The sequence below is a fragment of the Microcoleus sp. M2_D5 genome (assembly GCF_036701935.1).
GTDB lineage: Bacteria > Cyanobacteriota > Cyanobacteriia > Cyanobacteriales > Microcoleaceae > Microcoleus.
Genome location: NZ_JAUBRP010000035.1, coordinates 1 through 19,826 on the forward strand (window position 1 = coordinate 1; position 19,826 = coordinate 19,826).

Annotated in this window: 16 protein-coding genes; 7 read left to right on the top strand and 9 right to left on the bottom strand. The window is 45.2% G+C overall.

Going from position 1 to position 19,826, the window contains the following annotated elements:
* The first annotated feature begins 276 nt into the window (after positions 1–276).
* The 3 genes from QUA50_RS16100 (at position 277) to QUA50_RS16110 (ending at position 4,248) form a co-directional block, all read left to right on the top strand.
* Positions 277–1,263: a GntR family transcriptional regulator gene (locus tag QUA50_RS16100; protein ID WP_333053807.1), complete on the top strand. Its 987-nt coding sequence runs from the start codon at positions 277–279 to the stop codon at positions 1,261–1,263.
* Positions 1,264–1,524: 261 nt separating this feature from the next.
* Positions 1,525–2,199: a nitroreductase family protein gene (locus tag QUA50_RS16105; protein ID WP_333265054.1), complete on the top strand. Its 675-nt coding sequence runs from the start codon at positions 1,525–1,527 to the stop codon at positions 2,197–2,199.
* Positions 2,200–2,358: 159 nt separating this feature from the next.
* Positions 2,359–4,248 carry a hypothetical protein gene (locus tag QUA50_RS16110; RefSeq protein WP_333265055.1) on the top strand — a complete coding sequence of 630 codons (1,890 nt, stop codon included), beginning with the start codon at positions 2,359–2,361 and terminating at the stop codon, positions 4,246–4,248.
* 59 nt (positions 4,249–4,307) lie between these two features.
* On the opposite strand, the gene QUA50_RS16115 is transcribed toward QUA50_RS16110, so the two are convergent.
* Complete coding sequence (locus QUA50_RS16115; RefSeq protein ID WP_333265056.1) at positions 4,308–4,946, bottom strand: Uma2 family endonuclease; 639 nt, start codon at positions 4,944–4,946, stop codon at positions 4,308–4,310.
* 370 nt (positions 4,947–5,316) lie between these two features.
* The gene (locus QUA50_RS16120; RefSeq protein WP_333265057.1) at positions 5,317–6,096 is read right to left on the bottom strand and encodes an ABC transporter permease; all 780 of its coding nucleotides are present in this window, start codon (positions 6,094–6,096) and stop codon (positions 5,317–5,319) included.
* Between the two features lie 127 nt (positions 6,097–6,223).
* Here QUA50_RS16120 and QUA50_RS16125 point away from each other — a divergent pair, with 127 nt between their 5' ends.
* From QUA50_RS16125 to QUA50_RS16140, 4 genes are all read left to right on the top strand, one after another.
* Positions 6,224–7,381 carry a DegT/DnrJ/EryC1/StrS family aminotransferase gene (locus tag QUA50_RS16125; RefSeq protein ID WP_333265058.1) on the top strand — a complete coding sequence of 386 codons (1,158 nt, stop codon included), beginning with the start codon at positions 6,224–6,226 and terminating at the stop codon, positions 7,379–7,381.
* Positions 7,382–7,930: 549 nt separating this feature from the next.
* The gene (locus QUA50_RS16130; RefSeq protein ID WP_333265059.1) at positions 7,931–9,607 is read left to right on the top strand and encodes an AarF/ABC1/UbiB kinase family protein; all 1,677 of its coding nucleotides are present in this window, start codon (positions 7,931–7,933) and stop codon (positions 9,605–9,607) included.
* A gap of 79 nt (positions 9,608–9,686) precedes the next feature.
* Positions 9,687–10,106: a hypothetical protein gene (locus tag QUA50_RS16135; RefSeq protein WP_445243168.1), complete on the top strand. Its 420-nt coding sequence runs from the start codon at positions 9,687–9,689 to the stop codon at positions 10,104–10,106.
* A gap of 185 nt (positions 10,107–10,291) precedes the next feature.
* On the top strand, positions 10,292–11,242 hold the full coding sequence (locus QUA50_RS16140) for an NAD-dependent epimerase/dehydratase family protein (protein WP_333265060.1): 951 nt from the start codon (positions 10,292–10,294) through the stop codon (positions 11,240–11,242).
* A 3-nt stretch (positions 11,243–11,245) separates the two neighbouring features.
* Here the strand turns inward: QUA50_RS16140 and QUA50_RS16145 are convergent, their stop codons facing one another.
* From QUA50_RS16145 to QUA50_RS16175, 7 genes are all read right to left on the bottom strand, one after another.
* Positions 11,246–12,268, bottom strand: coding sequence for an Npun_R2821/Npun_R2822 family protein (locus QUA50_RS16145; protein ID WP_333265061.1), 1,023 nt, complete (start codon positions 12,266–12,268; stop codon positions 11,246–11,248).
* A gap of 155 nt (positions 12,269–12,423) precedes the next feature.
* Positions 12,424–13,296, bottom strand: coding sequence for an Npun_R2821/Npun_R2822 family protein (locus QUA50_RS16150; protein ID WP_333265062.1), 873 nt, complete (start codon positions 13,294–13,296; stop codon positions 12,424–12,426).
* On the bottom strand, positions 13,293–14,267 hold the full coding sequence (locus QUA50_RS16155; RefSeq protein ID WP_333265063.1) for an Npun_R2821/Npun_R2822 family protein: 975 nt from the start codon (positions 14,265–14,267) through the stop codon (positions 13,293–13,295). Before QUA50_RS16155 ends, QUA50_RS16150 begins: the two co-directional genes overlap by 4 nt.
* Positions 14,268–14,363: 96 nt before the next feature.
* Positions 14,364–15,440 carry a formylglycine-generating enzyme family protein gene (locus tag QUA50_RS16160; RefSeq protein WP_333210319.1) on the bottom strand — a complete coding sequence of 359 codons (1,077 nt, stop codon included), beginning with the start codon at positions 15,438–15,440 and terminating at the stop codon, positions 14,364–14,366.
* An 11-nt stretch (positions 15,441–15,451) separates the two neighbouring features.
* Positions 15,452–16,402: a glycosyltransferase family 10 domain-containing protein gene (locus QUA50_RS16165; RefSeq protein ID WP_333265064.1), complete on the bottom strand. Its 951-nt coding sequence runs from the start codon at positions 16,400–16,402 to the stop codon at positions 15,452–15,454.
* 107 nt (positions 16,403–16,509) lie between these two features.
* Positions 16,510–17,724 carry a glycosyltransferase family 4 protein gene (locus tag QUA50_RS16170; RefSeq protein WP_333265065.1) on the bottom strand — a complete coding sequence of 405 codons (1,215 nt, stop codon included), beginning with the start codon at positions 17,722–17,724 and terminating at the stop codon, positions 16,510–16,512.
* A gap of 92 nt (positions 17,725–17,816) precedes the next feature.
* A complete protein-coding gene (locus tag QUA50_RS16175) occupies positions 17,817–19,820 on the bottom strand; it encodes an ABC transporter ATP-binding protein (RefSeq protein ID WP_333265066.1) in 2,004 nt (667 codons plus the stop codon).
* Between the last annotated feature and the right edge of the window lie 6 nt (positions 19,821–19,826).

The window sequence follows — 19,826 nt, forward strand, 5'->3', positions numbered from 1 at the left end:
CGTCCCGCCCGTCATGAGTGGACGGGCGGGACGCCCATCCCACAAACTTGTGGAAGTTATTTAATTCTCATTCCTAAGACTTGAAAGTACCTGATTGTTGAGGAAATGCCAGAGGCTGCGATCGATCGCCTCCAAGGCGCGACCGCCAGACAAGCAAAACGGTCGCAGCATATCGACCAAATCAGATTATGCTATAGACAGAGATATCCGAGCAATTCTATGCGCGGTACTCGACGTTATAAAAATATTAAGTTGAAGTCGTCGGAGCCTTTAATAATGGTTCAATTTCATATTCAAACCGATAGCGATATTCCAGCATCCACCCAACTATTCAATCAAATCAGGTTTGCGATCGCCTCGCGACAATTTCCGCCCGGACACCGCTTGCCCAGCACCAGACAGCTAGCCATGCAGACGGGTTTGCACCGCAACACCATCAGCAAAGTATACCGCCAGCTAGAAAATACCGGACTCGTAGAAGCCCAAGCAGGATCGGGCATTTACGTCCGCGCTCAAGGCAACGAAGTTGTAGGCAACAAACTCAAATCTCCGATCCTCGAAGAATATCCCCTGGCCAACAAAATAGTGCAAGGAAGTATCGATCAACTGCTGGAACAGGGCTGTACGCTCAACCAAGCGAGGGAATTATTTTTGACCGAAATTGACTGGCGGCTCAGGTGCAGCGCCCGCGTGGTCGTCACAGCCCCCACAGAAGACATCGGCGTGGGTGAACTGATGGCGAAAGAACTCGAACAAGCTCTCCGCATTCCCATACAGTTAGTGCCGATGGAACAGCTAGGTACTTTTTTGGATCAAATCTCTTCGGGAACTGTGATCACGAGTCGATATTTTATCGGAGAAGCAGAATCGATTTCGGCACCGCGTTCGGTGCGGGTTATTCCCGTAGACATCTACGACTACAGCCAGGAAATCCAGCTAGTCGGGGGTTTGCCGAAAGACAGTTATTTGGGTCTCGTCAGCCTGAGTCCGGGAATGCTGCGATCGACCGAAGTCATCATCCACAGCATCCGGGGAGAGGATTTGCTGGTGATGACGGCCTTGGTGTCAGACGAGTACAAGATTAACTCGATCGTGCGATCGGCCAGAACAATTTTTTGCGACCAACCGAGTTTTGCTACAGTTAAAGCTGCCATCAATGCGGCTAGAGAAGATATTATTCGTCCCCCGCAACTGATCTGCTCCGAAAATTACATCGGCTCTAAGTCGATTAATTTGCTCAAGCGCGAGTTGGGCTTGGGATGATACCATTTTCGATTTGCGATTTTCGATTTGCGATTTTCGATTAAAAAATTGGGAATGACTGCATAATGGTTGGGATATTCTTGAGAGTTGCATCCTTTTGGGAACTGGTATAATTGCCAATTCCTAATGGGCGCAAGCTGCCCGCGGCGCACCCTAAATAATTAGGTGATTCGGCCAGGACTGAACTTGTAACTTTCAACTTCCAGTACCCGATATCGGATACCCAATGCCCAATTACCGATTACCAATTACCAATTATCCATGACAATTGAAATCCAACCTTCAATTAATGTTAAAACGGCGATCGAAAGCCGGCGGGCCGCGCGCAGCTTCCAACCCGATCCGATTCCCCCAGCAATCTTGGCAGAGATTTTGCGATTGGGAGTGCGATCGCCCTCTGGTTACAACTTGCAGCCTTGGCGGTTTATCGTACTTAAAAACGCAGCCAGCAAAGAAAAATTAAAAACTTGCGCCTTCGATCAGCGCCAAGTGGTAGAAGCCCCAGTAGTATTAATCTGTTGTGGCGATCGGCGCGCCGCCAGCCCCGAAAACACCGAAGCCGTCATCGAATTGGGCCAAACCACAGGCGCAATGAATGACAATTTAGCCGGTTATATGCGACAAGCAATCCCGCAATTGTTCGATAACCGTCCCTGCTTCGACTCCCTAGAAGCTTGGACAAACAGACATACAATGCTTGCAGTAGCCCACTTAATGATTGTGGCTAAAAGTTTTGGGGTAGACAGTTGTCCGATGGAAGGTTTTGTCAGCGCTAAGGTGAAAGAATCCTTTCAAATCCCCGAAGAAGTAGATGTTTGCTGTTTGCTGCCCCTTGGTTATGCAGCCGCACCTTTCAAACAATATGGCGGGCGTTTTGACGTGACTCAAGTTTATTACAGCGAAAGTTATGGACAGGCTTTGCAAGCTGAGATTTGAGAGTTAAGATTTTGTGGCAACTTGAATTTTCCGACTTAAGATTTGGAATGAATCGGTGCCCGAGTTCAAACTAATCAAAAAACCCGACTGTTCTGCAATCTAAAATCTAAAATTCAAAATCTAAAATCGAAACTGGTGAGATAAGACAGAGGAGAAAATATGACAGCAGCAACGATCCAAAGCAACGCACAAATTCTAGAAGTCAAATTGCAGCAACACTTGCAAGCAGCCGGATTTAAAAACTTACCGCTTTATATTAGTTGCGATTTTCGAGATGAATTTTTAACTGTTGTGGGAGAACACCCGCGCAGTTTAGTTCTCAAAGCCAAACCGACTTTTGCGGTGCTAGAAGCAGCAATTCTCGAAATAAAACCAGAATCTATTCAACAGATTGGACTTTGCCTAAAAATTACCGGGCAAAAACAGCCTTATGCTTTCCATTCTTTTACCATGCACAACCCTGTTTTGTCAAGACCAAAAACAGTGCAGTTGTTCAAAAAAACAGAGAATCCCCCTGCTGAAGAAACGGGGATAGTCTTAACAGAAAATGTGGTACAGACGGCGGATGTAGAGGAGGAGATACCGTTAGAAACTGATGGGAAAGATGCGTGGGATGAAGAATATTTCCCAAATTTTTCTGAGAGTTCCAGCAATTCAGATCCGATCGCCTTCAGCGTGCAAGCAATCCCGGCAGATATTGCAGACAATCCCTTCAATCCGCTGGATATGGAAGCGGTAACAGTTGCCCAAAAACCCAAGCAGTCACCGTTTGCGATGCTGGCTGCAGTAGGAATCATCAGTGTCGCCGCGCTAGTTTTGGCAGGCGCTTATTATATGCTGAGCCGCCCCTGCGTCATCGGAGAATGTAGTGCTTTAGCTAATGCCAAACAGTTGAGCGAGAATTCGACGAAGACGCTGAAAACCTCAAAAGTTGCCAACAGCCCCCAAGAAGCGCAGAAACAGTTAAAACAGGCGATCGCCCTTTTGGAACCGATTCCCTCCTGGTCAATTCATCGCGGTGAAGCTCAAAGCGCCTTGGAAAGCTATCGTTCGCAAAATCAGAATTTAAACTCTGCGATCGATGCAGCGCGGCTCGCACAGTCAGCAGCCCAGAAAACCCAAAATCCGCCTTATTCTGCCGAGAACGGGCAGGAAGCGCAAGCTCTGTGGCAAAGTGCGATCGGCGAACTCGGAGAAATCCCCCCAGACAGTCCAGTTTATCCGTTTGCTCAGAAAAAAAAGCAGGAATACCGGAAGAATGTAGCAACAGGAAATCGGCAGTTAAGCACAGAGAAACAAGCCGAAAAAACCCTGCTCGCGGCCAAAAGTACAGCCCAAATAGCAGAAGCTCGCGAAGCCGTAGCTCAGACAGCCGAGACTTGGGCTCAAGTGCAATCAGGTTGGGAAGAATCCCTCGACATCCTATCAGAAATTCCCACGAACACGACATCTTACCAACAAGCTAAACTGCTAGTTCCCAAATACGAAACCAAACTTTCAGAAGCTCGCGAGCGCAAAAATGTCGAAGGAATTTCGGAAAATGCCTATACTCAAGCTGTCACTTTAGCAGCGGAAGCTCAAATTTTTGAGGGCAAAAACGCCTGGTTTAAAGCATCAGAATCCTGGCGGAGAGCTTTGAGTTACGCGGAGCAAGTGCCGGCGGCAACTGCCTATTCTCAGAAAGCCCAACCGCTGATCGCTTCTTATCAAAATTCATTGCAGCAAGCAGAAGTAAAGTTGCAGGAAGAAAGGAACCTGCAAAAAGCCCGTACCGATTTAGATAGAACTTGCAAAGGCAACCCCAAGATTTGCGACTATACTGTTAGCAAAGATTTGATTGCGGTGCAGATGACTCCAGGTTACGTGCAGAAACTGCAACAAACCTTCATCCAAGCAAACAACAACAATGCTGTGAAGACTCGCCAAGCTGTAGAAAAGCACGTTCAAACATTGCAAAAAGCTTTGGAGGCGATCGCCGAAAACGCCAAAATCCCGATGCAGGTGTACGATGGCGAAGGCAAGCGGATTGGGAGTCACGAACCGAAATAGTTGTAGTGGTAGGGTGCGTGAGGGCGAAAAATCTGTCAGAGCGATCGCAATATTTACACTCACGCACCCCCAGCAATTTCATCCCCAGTCAATCCAGCTTGAAAAATTTGTTTCGCCGTTAGTTTCAACTCTAGAAAAGTTGGTGACTCAATACTATCATTTCCCCGAAATTGGCTAATTTCATACTCACCATCAATCAACCGATAAATCGAGATAGTCGGTTGCTTGGGATTCCCGATAAACCTGCGGCCGCCCAAACCGAGATAATCCACAATCCAGTATTCAGGAATCCCGATTAGTTCGTATTCCCCTACTTTTTTGATGTAGTCATCTTGCCAGTTGGTGCTAACTACTTCAACAATCAGCGGAATTGATGCCCCTTGAGTCACGGTTGAGAACTTTTCCCACAGAGGTTCTGATGCTAAATTGGGGCGATTTAATATCAAAATATCGGGCGAATAGGCTGATTCGTTTTCGGGCGACTTAACTAATGCTTGTTTCGGGATTAGGTACGGAAGGTTTAGTCTGACAAATTCAAGAGTTAATTCCGAGGCTAACAAACCGATAACTTCTTCATGTTTTCCCGGTGGCTGGGCTATTTCAATAATCCCTCCGTTTTGCAGTTCGTAACGTCGGTTATCTGGTTTCCATTCGACAAATTTTTCAAAGGTTACTGGTTGAGTTGGACTTTGAATCATGGCTATTTATCCTTAGTGATGACCAGGGCGGGCTCTTCGGCCCACCCCACAAGAAAATTTAAGTCTTGTGGAACAGGCATCTTGCCTGTTGGGCCCACCTCACAAGAAAGCTTAAGTCTTGTGGAACAGGCATCTTGCCTGTTCTTAAAAATACTGCGGGTTTAATAGATAAGCTGTCTGGCATCTAAATTGTTTTTTTCGGGCGGGCTAGAAGCCCAACCCCTACTCCCCACAAGAAGAAAATTTAAGTCTTGTGGAACAGGCATCTTGCCTGTTCTTAAAAATAGTGCCATATGCAAGTTCCTACCTACATTATATTACCTATCAATTCCCAATGCCCAATTCCCAATTCCCAATGCCCAATTCCCAATTACCATTTTATCAATTGTGCATCTTGATTGAAAAACTTCCGGGACAATCCCTCAGTCAACAGCAGAGTTGCGATTACAGTTGCCAGCGCTAACACAAACATAATTAAAATCTGGTAAGATGCTGCATCGAGAGGACTGACACCGCTGAGCATTTGACCTGTCATCATTCCGGGTAAAGTCACGATTCCTACCACTGTCATTGTATTTAACAGCGGGATTAATCCAGCTTTGATCGCATCTTTGCGGTACTGTTTTACTGCTTGCTGCGGCGTCGCACCTAAACTTAAATGAGTTTCTATTTCTAACTGGCTGCTATTAACTGTACTGACAAGTCTTTCGCCCGCGATCGCCCCGGAATTCATGGCATTGCCCAGAATCATACCCGCTAAAGGAATCAGGTATTGCGGTTCGTACCAAGGGTCAGGTTGCAAAATTAGCAAGTTTGTATAGGCGAGAGTCAAGGCCGTACTGATAAAAATTGAACCCCAAACTAAGGGCAGTAAGTTCTTGATTTTTTTGCTGATGCGGTTGCTGGCAACCATGCTAGCTGTTGTCAGCATGATTGCTAAAACTGCTAAAACCAGCCAAGGATTTTTCCCCTCCGGGTCGAATACGACTGCGAGCACGTATCCGACTAAGATTAGCTGGATCAGGGTGCGCCCCGCCGCGATCGCGATCGCCCCCTCCAATCCCAATTGCTGCCACGCCGAAAGCCCGATCGCGATCGCCACCATCCCCAAAGCCCAACCCAAATCTGTAAAATCTAGCAGAATTAACACCGGCCCACCCTTTCGATAATGTGATTGTTTGCCTGTCCAAATATAAGATATTTGAATAAAGGTTTCTGAGAAACAGTTTTGCTGCAAGAATTTGCTTTGATAATGCTTGAAATTTGTGGTGTCAAGAGTGAATAATGTTCCCCCCCTCGACTTAACCCGCCAGTACGCCCAGATTGGCGACGAAATAACCGCTGCGGTGCAAAAAGTGCTTGCCTCTGGCGGCTACGTAGGCGGCCCGGCCGTCAAGAGTTTTGAACGAGAGTTCGCCGACTACATCGGCGTTTCCGAGTGCGTTGGCTGCAACTCCGGCACCGATGCCCTGATTTTGGCTTTGCGAGCTCTCAAAATTGGCCCCGGCGATGAAGTGATTACCACTCCTTTTACCTTTTTTGCTTCGGCTGAGACAATTAGCGCCGTCGGCGCGACTCCAGTATTTGTCGATATTGACTGTGCGACATTTAACATGGATGTCGAGCTCCTCGAAGCGGCAATTACCGACAAAACCAAAGCAATTATGCCCGTCCACATCTTCGGGCAACCGGTAGACATGACTCGGTTGATGGAAATTGCGACGCGGCACAATTTAGCCGTAATTGAAGATTGCGCCCAATCTGTCGGGGCCCAGTGGCAGTCTCGAAAAGTCGGCAGCATCGGCCATGTCGGCTGCTTCAGTTTTTATCCGACCAAAAACTTAGGCGCTTGCGGTGACGGTGGCGCGGTGACGACAAACGATCCAGCCCTCGCAGCATCCATGCGAATGCTCAAAGAACACGGACAGTCTTCTAGATATTTCTACGAAGAAATCGGCTGCAACAGCCGTTTAGATGCCCTGCAAGCGGTGATTCTCAGCATTAAATTGCGATATCTCGACAGTTGGAACACTCAGCGGCAGGAGAAAGCGGCACTTTACAGCGAATTTCTCTCCCGCGTGCCCGGAGTTGCCGTCCCCAAAGAATTGCCCGAAGCAAAAGGAGTTTGGAATCAATACACGATCCGGCTGACAACTCCAGAAGACGCCCAAAATCCCTCTGGCAATTTTCGAGATTGGATGCGGGCTCAGTTGCAGGAATCCGGCATCGGTTCGATGGTTTACTATCCGTTACCTTTGCACCTGCAACCTGTTTACAAATCTTTGGCCTATCAAGCAGGTCAGTTGCCAAAGGCTGAGCAAGTTTGTCGCGAAGTCTTGTCTTTGCCGATGTTCCCGGAACTGTCGAGGGATCAACAAGAGCGGACGATTTATGGGCTGAAAGATTGCTTGGCAAAGGCCGATCGCATCCGGTAGCTTTGGCGCGATGGCATCAGCGAGGGAAATGCAGGAGGAGAAAAGAATTGCAGGGTTGCAGTGGTGTGAGAATGTGCAGGGTTCAGTCGATTTGAGATTTTAGATTTTAGATTTTAGATTTATCCCACAGATAAATCTGGGATCTTGAACCTTAGTCTAAAATTTTTATCTCTCCACGACTTAAGTACGTGGCACGGTATCCGTTTTGGGGCTGGTTCAGGGAGAGCTGTTAAGTATTTTGACCGATCACTTGTACTTTTATGTACTATATTTAATGAAAAGAAACAAATTTAGGCTAGCAATCCGCCTCGAACGGGTGCATTTTCCGCTCGCCTAAACCTTGCAGTGCGATCGGTCAATGATGAAGAAGGAAGTTCGGCAACGGATTCTGTAACGGATGTAACGGATGTAACGGATGTAACGGATTTCAGGAACTAGGTTTTAACTTTCGACTTCCAATGCCCGATGCCTGATGCCCGATGCCCGATGCCCGATGCCCAATTCTCAATTTAACCTGTAATTTTCATAAGATAAGAGGAAAATAAACGAGTGCCTCAGTATCAATTCACTCAGGCTAGACGCTACGATCCACAAGCGATCGCTCAGTATTACCGCAAACGTCCGCAGAAAGCAATTTGGCGCGCAATTACCGTTATTTGGTCTTTTGCGGGCTTTGTCATCGGGATGCTGTGGGACAGTTGGCAGCACTCCGTCGCAGCACACCAGCCGGAACGGGCCGCCCACCTGCGACAAATACTCACTCGCTTGGGCCCCACTTTCATTAAAGTCGGCCAAGCCCTTTCTACCAGACCGGATTTGATCCGCAAAGACTTTCTCGAAGAACTGATCAAACTTCAGGATCAATTGCCGCCGTTTGACTCGGTGCGCGCTTTCGAGATTATTGAAGCGGAACTCGATCGCAAAATTAGCGAAACCTACAGCGAAATCTCCTCCGAACCTGTCGCGGCGGCAAGTCTCGGTCAAGTCTACCGAGCTCGCCTCCTCACCGGGGAAGCAGTAGCAGTCAAGGTTCAGCGACCGAATTTGCTGCCCGTATTGAGCCTTGACCTTTACTTAATGCGCTGGGCCGCTGGATGGTTGGGCCCGTTGCTGCCGCTGAATCTCGGTCACGACCTTTGTTTGATCGTCGATGAATTCGGTATCAAATTGTTCGAGGAAATTGATTATATCAATGAAGGCCGCAACGCCGAGAAATTTGCGACAAATTTTGCCGACGACCCGACAGTAAAAGTTCCGAGCATTTACTGGCGCTATACTTCAAATTGCGTTCTGACTCTTGAATGGATTGACGGCATCAAGCTGACAGATATGGAAAGTGTTAAAGCCGCAGGTTTGGATACCGATAGTTTAATTGAAGTCGGAGTCCGCAGCGGTTTGCGGCAGTTGCTGGAACACGGATTTTTTCACGCTGACCCGCATCCGGGAAATCTGTTTGCCTTAGCGGACGGCCGCATGGCTTACATTGATTTTGGGATGATGGATCAGATGGAAGAAACAACTAAAGAAACTTTGGTTGATTCTGTCGTTCATTTGATCAACAAAGATTACTTAGAGTTAGCCAAGGATTTTGTCAAACTTGGCTTTTTGACTCCAGATACAGATATTATGCCGATCGTCCCGGCGCTGGAATCTGTGCTCGGCGATATCGTCGGCGAAAAGGTGTCAGATTTTAACTTCAAGACGATTACAGACCAGTTTTCGGAGTTGATGTACGATTATCCTTTCCGGGTGCCGGCGAAATTTGCCTTAATTATTCGCTCTCTGGTGACAGAAGAAGGTTTGGCCCTGACGCTGAATCCGAATTTCAAGATAGTCGAGGTGGCGTATCCTTATGTAGCGCGGCGTTTGTTGAACGGAGAATCTCCGGCTCTGCGGCGGCGTCTGATTGAGGTATTATTCAAAGATGGCAAATTCCAGTGGAACAGGTTAGAGGACATGATCGCGATCGCCCGATCGGATCGCAGTTTCGACTTGCTCCCCACCGCCCAACTAGGCTTGCAATTTTTGCTGTCCGAGGAAGGCTCGTTTTTGAGACGCCAGCTAATGTTAGCTTTGATTGAGGACGATCGACTCCATACCGAAGAAGTTCGCAGCCTGTGGAACTTAGTCAAGGAAGATTTGCAGCCCGGTCGCCTGTTCAACGTTGCTCTAGGCGCTTTGACGGAGTTTTCCACAGCAGGAGCAGCCGCGCTAACTCGATTTTAGTCATTAGTCATTGGTTATTTATTGGTTGTTAGTTGTTGGTTCTAATAACTAACAACCAATACCCAATGCCCCATGCCCCATGCCCAATTCCCCATTTCCTATTACCCAAATTAAGGAATTATTCGTGTATTATTTTCCAGAACCTCCCTATTTTTTAATGTCGGCTGGATTACTAGCAGGTATGGCCTCCGGCGTAGCATTTGAAGCAACTCTCAAACAATCCGTACAACAGTGGTCTAAAAATCGTTCTACTCGCACCTTGGCTAACCTGCCAAGGCTGCAATTGGTCATACCTTTTCTGGGAATGGCGGGCGGAATTTGCGTATTTTTAGCTTCTGGGATGGAGATTTTTGGCTTCCCAAAACTACTTTGTTATGCCCTAGCTTTGCCACTGACGCTACTCACAGGCTGGCTAGTTTGGACTCAGCTAGGTAAGCTTTTGATCGAGTTAGAACGTGGAGGTTCCCAAGCGCTGGATTTAGATTCTTTTGAACAATGAAAGTTAACTATCAACCTCTTTTGTGAGAAGGAAGGGGGTTGATAGTTATCTAGGATTATCCTATTTGATGCTTTTTGAACAGCAGAGAACGCAGAGAACGCAGAGGAAGAGAAAGAAGAAGATGACAAGTTAGGCAATAATTGGTGTAATTTTTTTAAAATCTAAAATCTAAAATCTAAAATCGAATGAGTATTTTAATTGTTACGGGTGCGGCGGGATTTATTGGCTCTAATTTAGTAGAAACTCTTTTAGATCGAGGGGAGACGGTTATCGGTGTTGATGAGTTCAACGATTATTACGATCCGGAGCTCAAGCGCAAGAATATTGCACGATTTGAAAAGTATCCGGGTTTTGAATTGGTGGAAGGCGATATTTTGTCTCTAAATTGGCGTAGTCTTTTATCTGATGCTAAGGTGATATTTCATCAGGCGGCTCAAGCAGGAGTTCGTGCTAGCTGGGGCGACGGTTTTCGCAGCTATACGGAACGCAATATTAACAGCACTCAAGTATTGTTAGAAGCGGCGAAAGATGCGCCAAGATTGCAAAAGTTTGTCTATGCTTCTTCTTCTTCAATTTACGGCAATGCTGAATCTTTTCCCACGAATGAAAATGCTTGTCCGCAGCCGGTTTCTCCCTACGGAATTACGAAGTTAGCCGGTGAACGTTTGTGCGGGCTTTATTACAAAAATTTTGGCCTTCCGACTACTTCCCTGCGCTATTTTACCGTTTATGGGCCGAGACAGCGCCCCGATATGGCTTTTCACAAGTTTTTTAAGTCGATTTTGTTTGATGAGGCGATTTCTATTTTCGGCGACGGATTGCAAACGCGGGATTTTACGTTTATCAGCGATTGCGTTGCGGCGAATTTAGCGGCGGCTGAGGTTGCGGAAGCTGCGGGGGAAGTTTTTAATATTGGTGGGGGAAGTCGGGTGGTTTTGAAGGAAGTTATTGATACAATACAAAGGATTGTCGATCGACCTATTCGCATAGATTTTACCGAAGCTGCGAGGGGAGACGCGCGGCACACTAGCGCAGATGTGTCTAAAGCCAAGAAAATTTTAGGTTATCAGCCGCAAATTGCTCTAGAAGAAGGATTGAGGCGCGAATGGGAGTGGATTCAGTCTTTGTACAGTTAGATACTATTTATCCCCAAAATTCCGCAACTTAAATTGAACATTATTAAGTTTTTTAATTCCCCAACTTTTGAGATTTCTCTGCAAGCGAACCAACACATTTGGAGGCGCGAGTTTTGGCTGTGTTTCCGGCGAATTCAAATAGCGGTAGTGCAGAAATACATCTCGGTAGGGAATTTCAACATCTTCGCCAGCACACAAGCGAGTAAACTTTGCAGCCGAAATACTCATGTAATGCAAATAAGTAAGCCGCCGTCCTTTATCATATAAAACATCATTTATCACATCAAATTGAGAAGACCAATGATTTCCCGTTATCTGTTCGGGTTCAGCATATGCAAAGTTGTAAAAAGATATTTTGCTGCGGGCGACTAAATAGTTAAGTAAAGATTGGTCAGCCCCCCGCAAAGACATAATTTCCGCTTCTCCTGATGTTAATTTTTCTAAAAATTGAGAGCAATTATTTCGATTGAAAACCCCCGCTTTTGACGCAAACCAACCCGCACAAAAAGTATGAGATTGCAGTTCGTCAATATTTAAAATTTCAGGTAATTTGGGGGAGGACAAATCAAATATATAATTGAGGTCGGATTTGTATTGAAAATCGTTTGCTACCCAATCAAAATCATCAAGCTTTTGATAAATATAATCTAGAGAACCCATTAACAGAGTGTCTGCGTCAAAATAGATAAATTTATCAAAAGGGCCGTCGAAACAACATAATTTTCGGTGCATTTCCAAACATTGAACTGGTTTCCAACCTTGAGATTTCCATACTTTTTGAGCTTTTGCATGAGTTTTCCAAACTTGAGTCGCAAAGTCTTCCCATAAAATGATGGAATCGGTATTTTCAAACAGGGTGACATTGTGTAGGCGGGAAATGTGCGATCGCACTTTTTTCAAGTTATCATCATAGGGAATGATGCAAACTGGAATATCTTTTGCCCCGTTCACTTCGAGACTGTTCAATAAAGCGACTAAGTGGTCGAAAACAACATCGTTTGCTAGAATATAAATACCATTTGTCATAATTTTTAGTGAATAAGTAGACCAGCGCATATATATTGCTTTTTAGGTGCGGGCAAGATGCCCACACCACAAGAAAAAAAATTATCAATTGTGGAACAGGCATCTTGCCTGTTCATCAAAGCTTTTTGATAATAATTTAACATCTCAGTTAATACTCACCTACCGAAATTTTCCAATATTTTTTGCATTAAATTTTGTTTTTTCTCAGACAAATAACGATAATGTTTCCACAGTTTCCAATAAGGACTACCCGATTTAATTGGTATTCCAGCCCAGTGAAGATATTTTAACCTTTTGCCTTTGTCATAAAGAACATAATCTAATTCTTGAAAATGCTTGGAACCAGCCCAGCTTCCCGGTTCGGTTGCTGAATCTTTAACAAGATTGCAGCGTTTGGGAATCAGTTTAAGAATGATATAATTTAGTATAGGTTGGTCTGTGACATTTTGAGTAAAGTCAAAATATTCTCGATGCTGCGAACATTCTCGCAAAATTCCATACATTTGCGCTTCTGTAATAGTTCCTTTTCTGGAAGCCCAAAAACCGCTGTTGAATACATCTTGAAGCTGTGAGTCGGTAAAGATATTCTGTTCTTTTACAAGTGGTGAAAATACATTTCGCAGTTTTTCGCTGAGGTGGTGGTAGTCGCAGCAAAAAAAGTCTACTTCTGATAGTTTGTTGAGGTTGGCTGCGATATCTTCAAAGACGATGATATCGGTATCGATGTACAGAAATTCATCTAGGGGGCCAAACCAGGCGGCGAGTTTTCGCATTTTGTTGGGGAGGGCTAAAAAGTGGCGATCGAACATTTGGCCAATTTCTCTGGTAAACTGTTCGACAAACTCCAGATTTGGGAACAATCGCACCCCGTGGAGACTGCTGAGTGCGGCTGCGACTTGCTGATAATTGTCGTCGAAGGGAATCAAAAAAATAGGTACTTGACAATTGTACAGACGTATGCTGTTTAAAAGGGCGATCGCACTTTCGATCACCTTATCATTCGCCACAATATAAATACCGCGATTCATACATTTATCCTCAACCTTCTCAATACCCTGGTTAACAAATTCGCCCCAGAAATCTCAGTATAAGACTTTGGCGGTTGGGCAAAAATCGGCCGCTTTTCCGGTTCCCGGAGATAGCGGTAATGCAGGAACAAATCGCGATAGGGAAACCCAATATTTTCGCCCGCACAAACTCTCCGAATTAAATCCGGCTGCACGCCAATATAATGAATGTAAGTAAGTCGGTTTCCCTTATCGTACAAAATCCTATCGCGCTCTTCAAAATGTTTGGAAGTGACGCTGCACCCGGTTTTTTCGCCATCGGGGAGGCTATAAGCAAAATTATAGCTATTCATCCCCGTTTTCATCACCATATAATTGAGCAACGGCTGTTCTCCCGCACCTTCATAGAGAATTTCTGCCTCGCCCGATTGCAGTTGAGCTAACAGCCATTCCCTAGTATCTTGCTCAAACAATCCTTGCTTGCTGGCGTAAAATCCAGAACAAAATATTTCCGAGTCTATCCGATTTTGCTCAAAAACTTCGAGCAGTTTTGGTGACTGAATATTGTATACTTTAGTTGAATCGCGAAATTGAAAATCATAAACCACAAAATCCGATTCCTCTAACTTATGAAAAACCGCCTCAAGGGAATTCATCACCAAAGTATCCGCATCCATATAGATAAACTTTTCAAACGGGCCGTCGAAAGCGCAAAAGCGCCGGTGTGCGCCGTAAAGCCGGAATTTTTTGCGGTTCAAACGCTCTGGTGCGGCTGCTTGCATGAATTTGTCCCATCGCTGAATTGAGGCGCTATCTTCATAAATAAAGACGTTGGAACGGTTCACAATTTCAGCTTTGATTTGCTGTATCTGGTCGTCGAAAGGATAAATACAGACAGGAATATTTGAGCCTAAGATAACTTCAATACTGTTGAGCAAGGCAATTAGTTGGTCGTAAACTGTGTCGTTGGCTAGGGTGCAAATTCCGTTCATATCTATTAGTCCGCGAAGGCGGACTTGGTTTATGTAGTTGCGGTGTCCACCGCCGAACCATTTAGTAAAATGGTAGAGAAGTGCGATCGGGGAAGACTAAAGCATAGAACCGAAAACCAGAGCGACGCGAAAACCGATGTAATATTGGCGGTTGCCCGTCGAGTCCCTGACACGATAGGCACTGCGGCAACTGAACGCAGGGCTGTGCAAGGAACCACCACGCTGCATTCGGTATTCAGATGTGCCAGTTTCCCAGGAACTTCCGTCAGTTGGTGCCCCGTTATAGTTTTCGTGCCATCTATCACTGCACCACTCCCAAACCTGACCGTGGAGGTCGTAAAGTCCAAAGGCATTGGGGAGACAACCCCCGACATAAGTTGTGTGTCTGCGATATCGGACTAATTCCGGGGTAATAGTTTCCCCAAAATGAAATGGGGTTGTCGTACCCGCACGACAGGCATATTCCCATTCTGCTTCACTCAGGAGGCGATATTTTTTCCCGGTTTTTTGCGAGAGTTGGCCACAGAATTCCACTGCCATATCCCACGATACTTTTTCTACAGGACGTTTTTCACCTTGAAACCATGATAATGATGATGGGTTGTTTCCCATCACTGCTTGCCACTGTGCTTGGGTGAGAGGGTATTTGCCTGCAAAAAAAGCGGGTACTGTTACTTGATGCTGCGGACTTTCACAACTGTCTCTACCTTCTTCTGTTGCTGGCGAGCCCATCATAAATGTACCCCCGGGAATATAAACCATTTCCAGCACCACTTCGTTCCCTAAGTCTTCAGGAAAGAAATGAGCATAATGACGGCGACGACTGTTTTCTTTTCCTTTAGCATCAACTGTTATCACATCAAAGTCAAAAGTAGGCAAATATTTTTGGAACTGCTCTTTTAGATTTGGTTCATCTCTATCTTTCAGCAGCGAATAGGCTGCAAACTTCACCTGCATTGATTCATCTTGCAGCGCCCCAATTATTAAATCTAAACCTGCGCGCCCATGTCTGAGTGCTTCAGACAGTGCAGAAATTTTCACCTCGACAATCGGTGAAGCCAAACGACTCTTAACGCCGGGAATCCCGCCTAAGACAGCAGCACCGAGGGGGGGAGGATTTTGACCGCCGAGTACGGCATCGTATTCTCTGGGTTGATTTTGGTTTTCTGTCATTGCGCTATTTCCTAAGATGCAAACTTAGACAGCCAATTGAGCAAGTTCAATTCATGGAGAATGATTTGTCTGGCTTCGGCAATTTTTTCCCTCGCTTCATGCCAATAATCCGGCGTAGCAACAACCTCTTTAATAAATTCTACTCCTTTCTCATCCAAACTCGGCAGCCGCAGGAAACTCCCTGCAGGCAACAATTTATCGGCCGCCGAACCGCCGTAATAAATTGGCAAAGACCAAGCTAACAAAGCATCCCAAAGCTTCTCGCTGACATACCAATCATTTTCGGCATAATTTTCAATAGCTAAGTTGTAATAGTATGGTGCGACGGCGTGCCATTTATTGTTTACAGTCCCGTTTCCGCGCGCCCAAGTTGGCAAGTTTCGCCCGTAAAGGTCAAAATCTAATTCTCGTTGTTGCAGCAATTTGATAAAATCTAATCTCTGGCGGTGATTGGCGCTGCGGCTAACACCTGAAGTAATCCAAGAACAGGATTTAGTTTTCGGCAGCGCAGGCATTTCATTCAGTTCTCGAAACGAGTTAGAGTGATACCAAATCGCGGGCATATAATCTGGTTTTGGTGCGAAATTGTCTGGCCCGGAAACGTAACCGCAATAAAGTTTTGCTTGTTCGTAGTTGGCTTTGGTAATTTCAATAACTTCGGGTAATGGCGGCTCGCGGATCAGGTAAATTATGCGTTCTTTGGGGACACCGCGCAATTTGTCTCGAATGTCGTTTTCTGGATTTTTGGGGCTTGGACGGCGAATTTTGTCGAGCCATGACTGCTTTTTGGGCGGCTTGGGAAAGTCGAATTGATACATGAGTAGAAAGTCTGGTTCTGGGTGGTTGGCTAGCATTTGAATGTTGCCCCATTTGCCGAAGTTTTGGGGGGTTTGTTGCCACAGCCAGTCGCTTTGATTCATGCCTGGGTAGGTGGTGATTGTGCCGATGATTTTTGGGTTCATAATTAGTCGTATGTAGGGTGCGTCAGCTTGGGTGATTTTCGCAATAATTGATAATTTAAAAGCTGACGCACCGCACAGTTAATGGTGCGTCAGTTTTGATAATTTTATCAATTGTCTGTCGCCTGCGGACTGACGCACCCTACCAATGACTCATCCACATAACTTAAAATTCTTTCTATCCTATTTTCCCACGAAAATCGCTTGACAAAATTCAATGTTTCTGCATAACCTTCGATTTTCCTCGGATATTTTGTTAAACAATCTCGAATGCTTTGCGCGAAATGGTGCGGGTTATCCGGTTCGCACCAAGTTGCTGCTATATTTCCCGATTTAAATTCCATTAAAGATGCAATCTCCGTCGCAACAATCGGAGTTCCCGATGCCATGTAATCAAAGAATTTTAAAGGAGATGTGAACGTCGCGGCTTCTGTCAAACAGTGCGGGTGAGTCAAAACATCGGCTGCTTGCAGCAAGCTAGCCAGTTGATTTTGAGGGATGTAGCCGAGAAATTTAATGTTGTTAACTTGCTTGTCTTTTGCTAATTGCTGGTATGCTGTTACTTGGGATGAATCACCGCCCGCGATCGCAAACTGAACCAGCGGCAATTCCTCAGCCACATCCACCAACATATCAACACCTTTAAACGGGTAAAGTCCTCCCGCATAAACTGCTAAATGCTGTCTGTCATCTTCTAATAATTTCTGTCGCCAATTCTGGGCAGCTTCTGTTTGTCTCGCGAGAAACAAATGATTGAAACCGTTGTGCAGTTTAATTACTTTTTCCGGCGGCATTCCATTCTTAATCATGCTGTCTCGGACTGTATCTGCAACAGTTACGGAAATCTGAAACAGAGGATTGCGGACAATTTCTGATTCAAATTGCTTGTTTTCATGGTGGTGCTGTTCGTAGATAGCGGGAATTCCGTTTTTAACTGCTGCTTTGACAAAGTTCCAGTCGCGGGTGTGGACAATTTTAGTTGATTTAAGCAGGTGAATCGGTAAGTAGTATTTTGATACTATTGTACTGGAACTCGTCCACTTGCTGTCCCAAAGGTCGATCGGCCACGGCATCGGTAAATCTGCTACTTTTAATTTATCTTGAATATTGTAAATATTGGCAAGTTTGTCATCTGGTTTCCTGGGTTGAAAAGGAAAAAGCAAATCAACCGGATTCAAAGCACTCCAGCCTTTACGGAGGTATACCAAAACGGCTCGATAACCGAGGTTTGCTGCGGCATTAGCAGAGTGTGCAACTTGAACTAAGCTCGCTACATTGGGTTGTGGCAAGACATTTCTGGTGAAAAATACATAATATTTAGACATGGTAATTGGGAATTGGGAATTTTTCCTATTGAATGTTGACTGTTGACTGTTAACTGCCAACTGCCAACTGCCAACCGACTAATGACTAATGACTACTTTTTAACAGCCTGACGCTTAATAGTCTTTTCTATAAATTCTAAAGTCGTGAAAATATTAGCAGCAGAGTGAAATGATTCTCTGATTAACTCGTCTCTTTCTTCGGGAGAGTCTACCATTTCATCTACGAGCATTTTGAGGTAAGCTATCATGGGAGTCAGGCGAGTGCGAATTTCGTAAGAACCTCTAATTAGAGCTTCATCGCGAGCGGTTTCTTCGGCAAATTGCACTGAATACAAGCGAGTGTAGTATCCTCCTTTTGCTAGCAATTCTTCGTGGGAACCCATTTCTACTACTTGCCCGCGATCGATCACGGCGATTTTGTTGGCTTTTTGGACTGTGGAGAGGCGGTGGGCGATGACTAAGGTTGTGCGATCGCAGCTCAATTTCTCGATCGCCGCTTGCACGTACCTTTCCGAAACCGTATCCAGCGAACTCGTTGCCTCATCTAAAATTAAGATTTCCGGGTTTTGCAGCAGGGCTCTAGCAATTGAAATTCTCTGACGCTGCCCTCCCGATAAAATCACGCCCCGATCGCCAATTTGAGTATCCAGCCCCTCCGGCAACAGTTGGATAAACTCGTAAGCATTAGCTCCCTTCGCCGCTTCCACAATTTCTTCCTCAGTCGCTTGAGGCCTAGCGTAAGCAATATTTTCGCGCACAGAAGCATTAAACAAAAACGTATCTTGGCTAACAATACCCATCGCTTGTCTGAGACTTTTCAGCTCAAATTCGCGCAAATCTCTACCATCGATCGAGATATGACCTTCAGTAGGATCGTAAAATCTCGGCAGTAAATCTGCCAAAGTTGACTTCCCAGAACCCGAAGTTCCTACCAAAGCTAAAGTAGTGCCGTGAGGTAGAAATAAATCAATTCCTTGCAGAACTAAATTCTTGTGATTGGGATAACTAAAAGATATTTTATTAAAATGAATTCCCGATCGCAAATGAGTGTAAGGCACAGAACCGTTCAGCATAAATGGCTTGTCCTCGCAGCTCAAAAAATCATTAACCACCTCTACACTAGCCGAGGTATTAGCAAATTGACTGCGCCCGCTATTCAACTGTGAAATTAAAGGAATTAACCTAAAAAGTACCAATAAGTAGGTTAATAAAATTGTAGCAATAGACTCTATCTCATTCGCAAATATGGTGCGACCTATAAATACAATCAAAATTATAACTATCAAATTAACAACTTCGTTAATTGGGGCGATCGCCGCATAATTTACCTGAGCATGAAAATCCGCTTGTTCTCGCCTTTGAATTAAATACTTTATCCGCTGATACTCTCTTTCCTCGTTCCCCGTTGACTTAACCAGCCGAATCCCCGTAATCGTTTCCAGCACCCTAACCGAATAATCTTTCGACATTTCAGAAAGTAGGTGGCCAAAATGCTTGGAACGGTTAATAATATATTGATTTGCCCAAGCAACTAACGCCAGCAAAACTGTAGCTGTCACCGTCAGTTTCCACGAGATAGAAAGTAGCAGGCCCACAAACACCAAAACCGTGATTGACGTAGTAAACATTCCGATGGCCGTACCAACTGCACTAGCAGTCCGACCAATCTCTCCGCCCAATCTATTAATTAAATCCCCGACTTTTGTTTTAGAGTAAAAATCTAAATCTACTTCTAACAACAACCGCAAACCTGCTTCTCGCAAATCAAAAGTCAGAGAGCGCGTCAGAGAAGTAGCTACTAAAGTATTGATATAACTCGCAATATTTTTTAAAAAAATTGCCAGCACAATCGCCCCGGTCATCAACATTAAACGCTGATTTCCGGGCATTCCCTCAAAGGGATACATCAAAGTTTTAATTAGAGGTGGAGCACCCCGCAGCTCGATAGTTTCCTCTAAAAAACTCAAAAGCACTGGTACAATCAGAGTAGTGCTGATACCGTTGAATAAAGCGCCAGAAAAGCCCAGCATCACAGTTAAGAGAATCCTGCCGGGATATCGTCTGGCAAATTTTAGGAGTAGCTTATTGGCAGACATGAAGCA

Bases quoted from the DNA above. Each gene is read 5' to 3' on its own strand.
- QUA50_RS16100 (WP_333053807.1), top strand. From the start codon at position 277: ATGGTTCAATTTCATATTCAAACCGATAGCGATATTCCAGCATCCACC.
- QUA50_RS16170 (WP_333265065.1), bottom strand. From the start codon at position 17,724: ATGTCTAAATATTATGTATTTTTCACCAGAAATGTCTTGCCACAACCC.
- QUA50_RS16110 (WP_333265055.1), top strand. From the start codon at position 2,359: ATGACAGCAGCAACGATCCAAAGCAACGCACAAATTCTAGAAGTCAAA.
- QUA50_RS16150 (WP_333265062.1), bottom strand. From the start codon at position 13,296: ATGAATCGCGGTATTTATATTGTGGCGAATGATAAGGTGATCGAAAGT.
- QUA50_RS16140 (WP_333265060.1), top strand. From the start codon at position 10,292: ATGAGTATTTTAATTGTTACGGGTGCGGCGGGATTTATTGGCTCTAAT.
- QUA50_RS16105 (WP_333265054.1), top strand. From the start codon at position 1,525: ATGACAATTGAAATCCAACCTTCAATTAATGTTAAAACGGCGATCGAA.
- QUA50_RS16165 (WP_333265064.1), bottom strand. From the start codon at position 16,402: ATGAACCCAAAAATCATCGGCACAATCACCACCTACCCAGGCATGAAT.
- QUA50_RS16145 (WP_333265061.1), bottom strand. From the start codon at position 12,268: ATGACAAATGGTATTTATATTCTAGCAAACGATGTTGTTTTCGACCAC.
- QUA50_RS16175 (WP_333265066.1), bottom strand. From the start codon at position 19,820: ATGTCTGCCAATAAGCTACTCCTAAAATTTGCCAGACGATATCCCGGC.
- QUA50_RS16155 (WP_333265063.1), bottom strand. From the start codon at position 14,267: ATGAACGGAATTTGCACCCTAGCCAACGACACAGTTTACGACCAACTA.
- QUA50_RS16135 (WP_445243168.1), top strand. From the start codon at position 9,687: ATGCCCAATTCCCCATTTCCTATTACCCAAATTAAGGAATTATTCGTG.
- QUA50_RS16115 (WP_333265056.1), bottom strand. From the start codon at position 4,946: ATGATTCAAAGTCCAACTCAACCAGTAACCTTTGAAAAATTTGTCGAA.
- QUA50_RS16160 (WP_333210319.1), bottom strand. From the start codon at position 15,440: ATGACAGAAAACCAAAATCAACCCAGAGAATACGATGCCGTACTCGGC.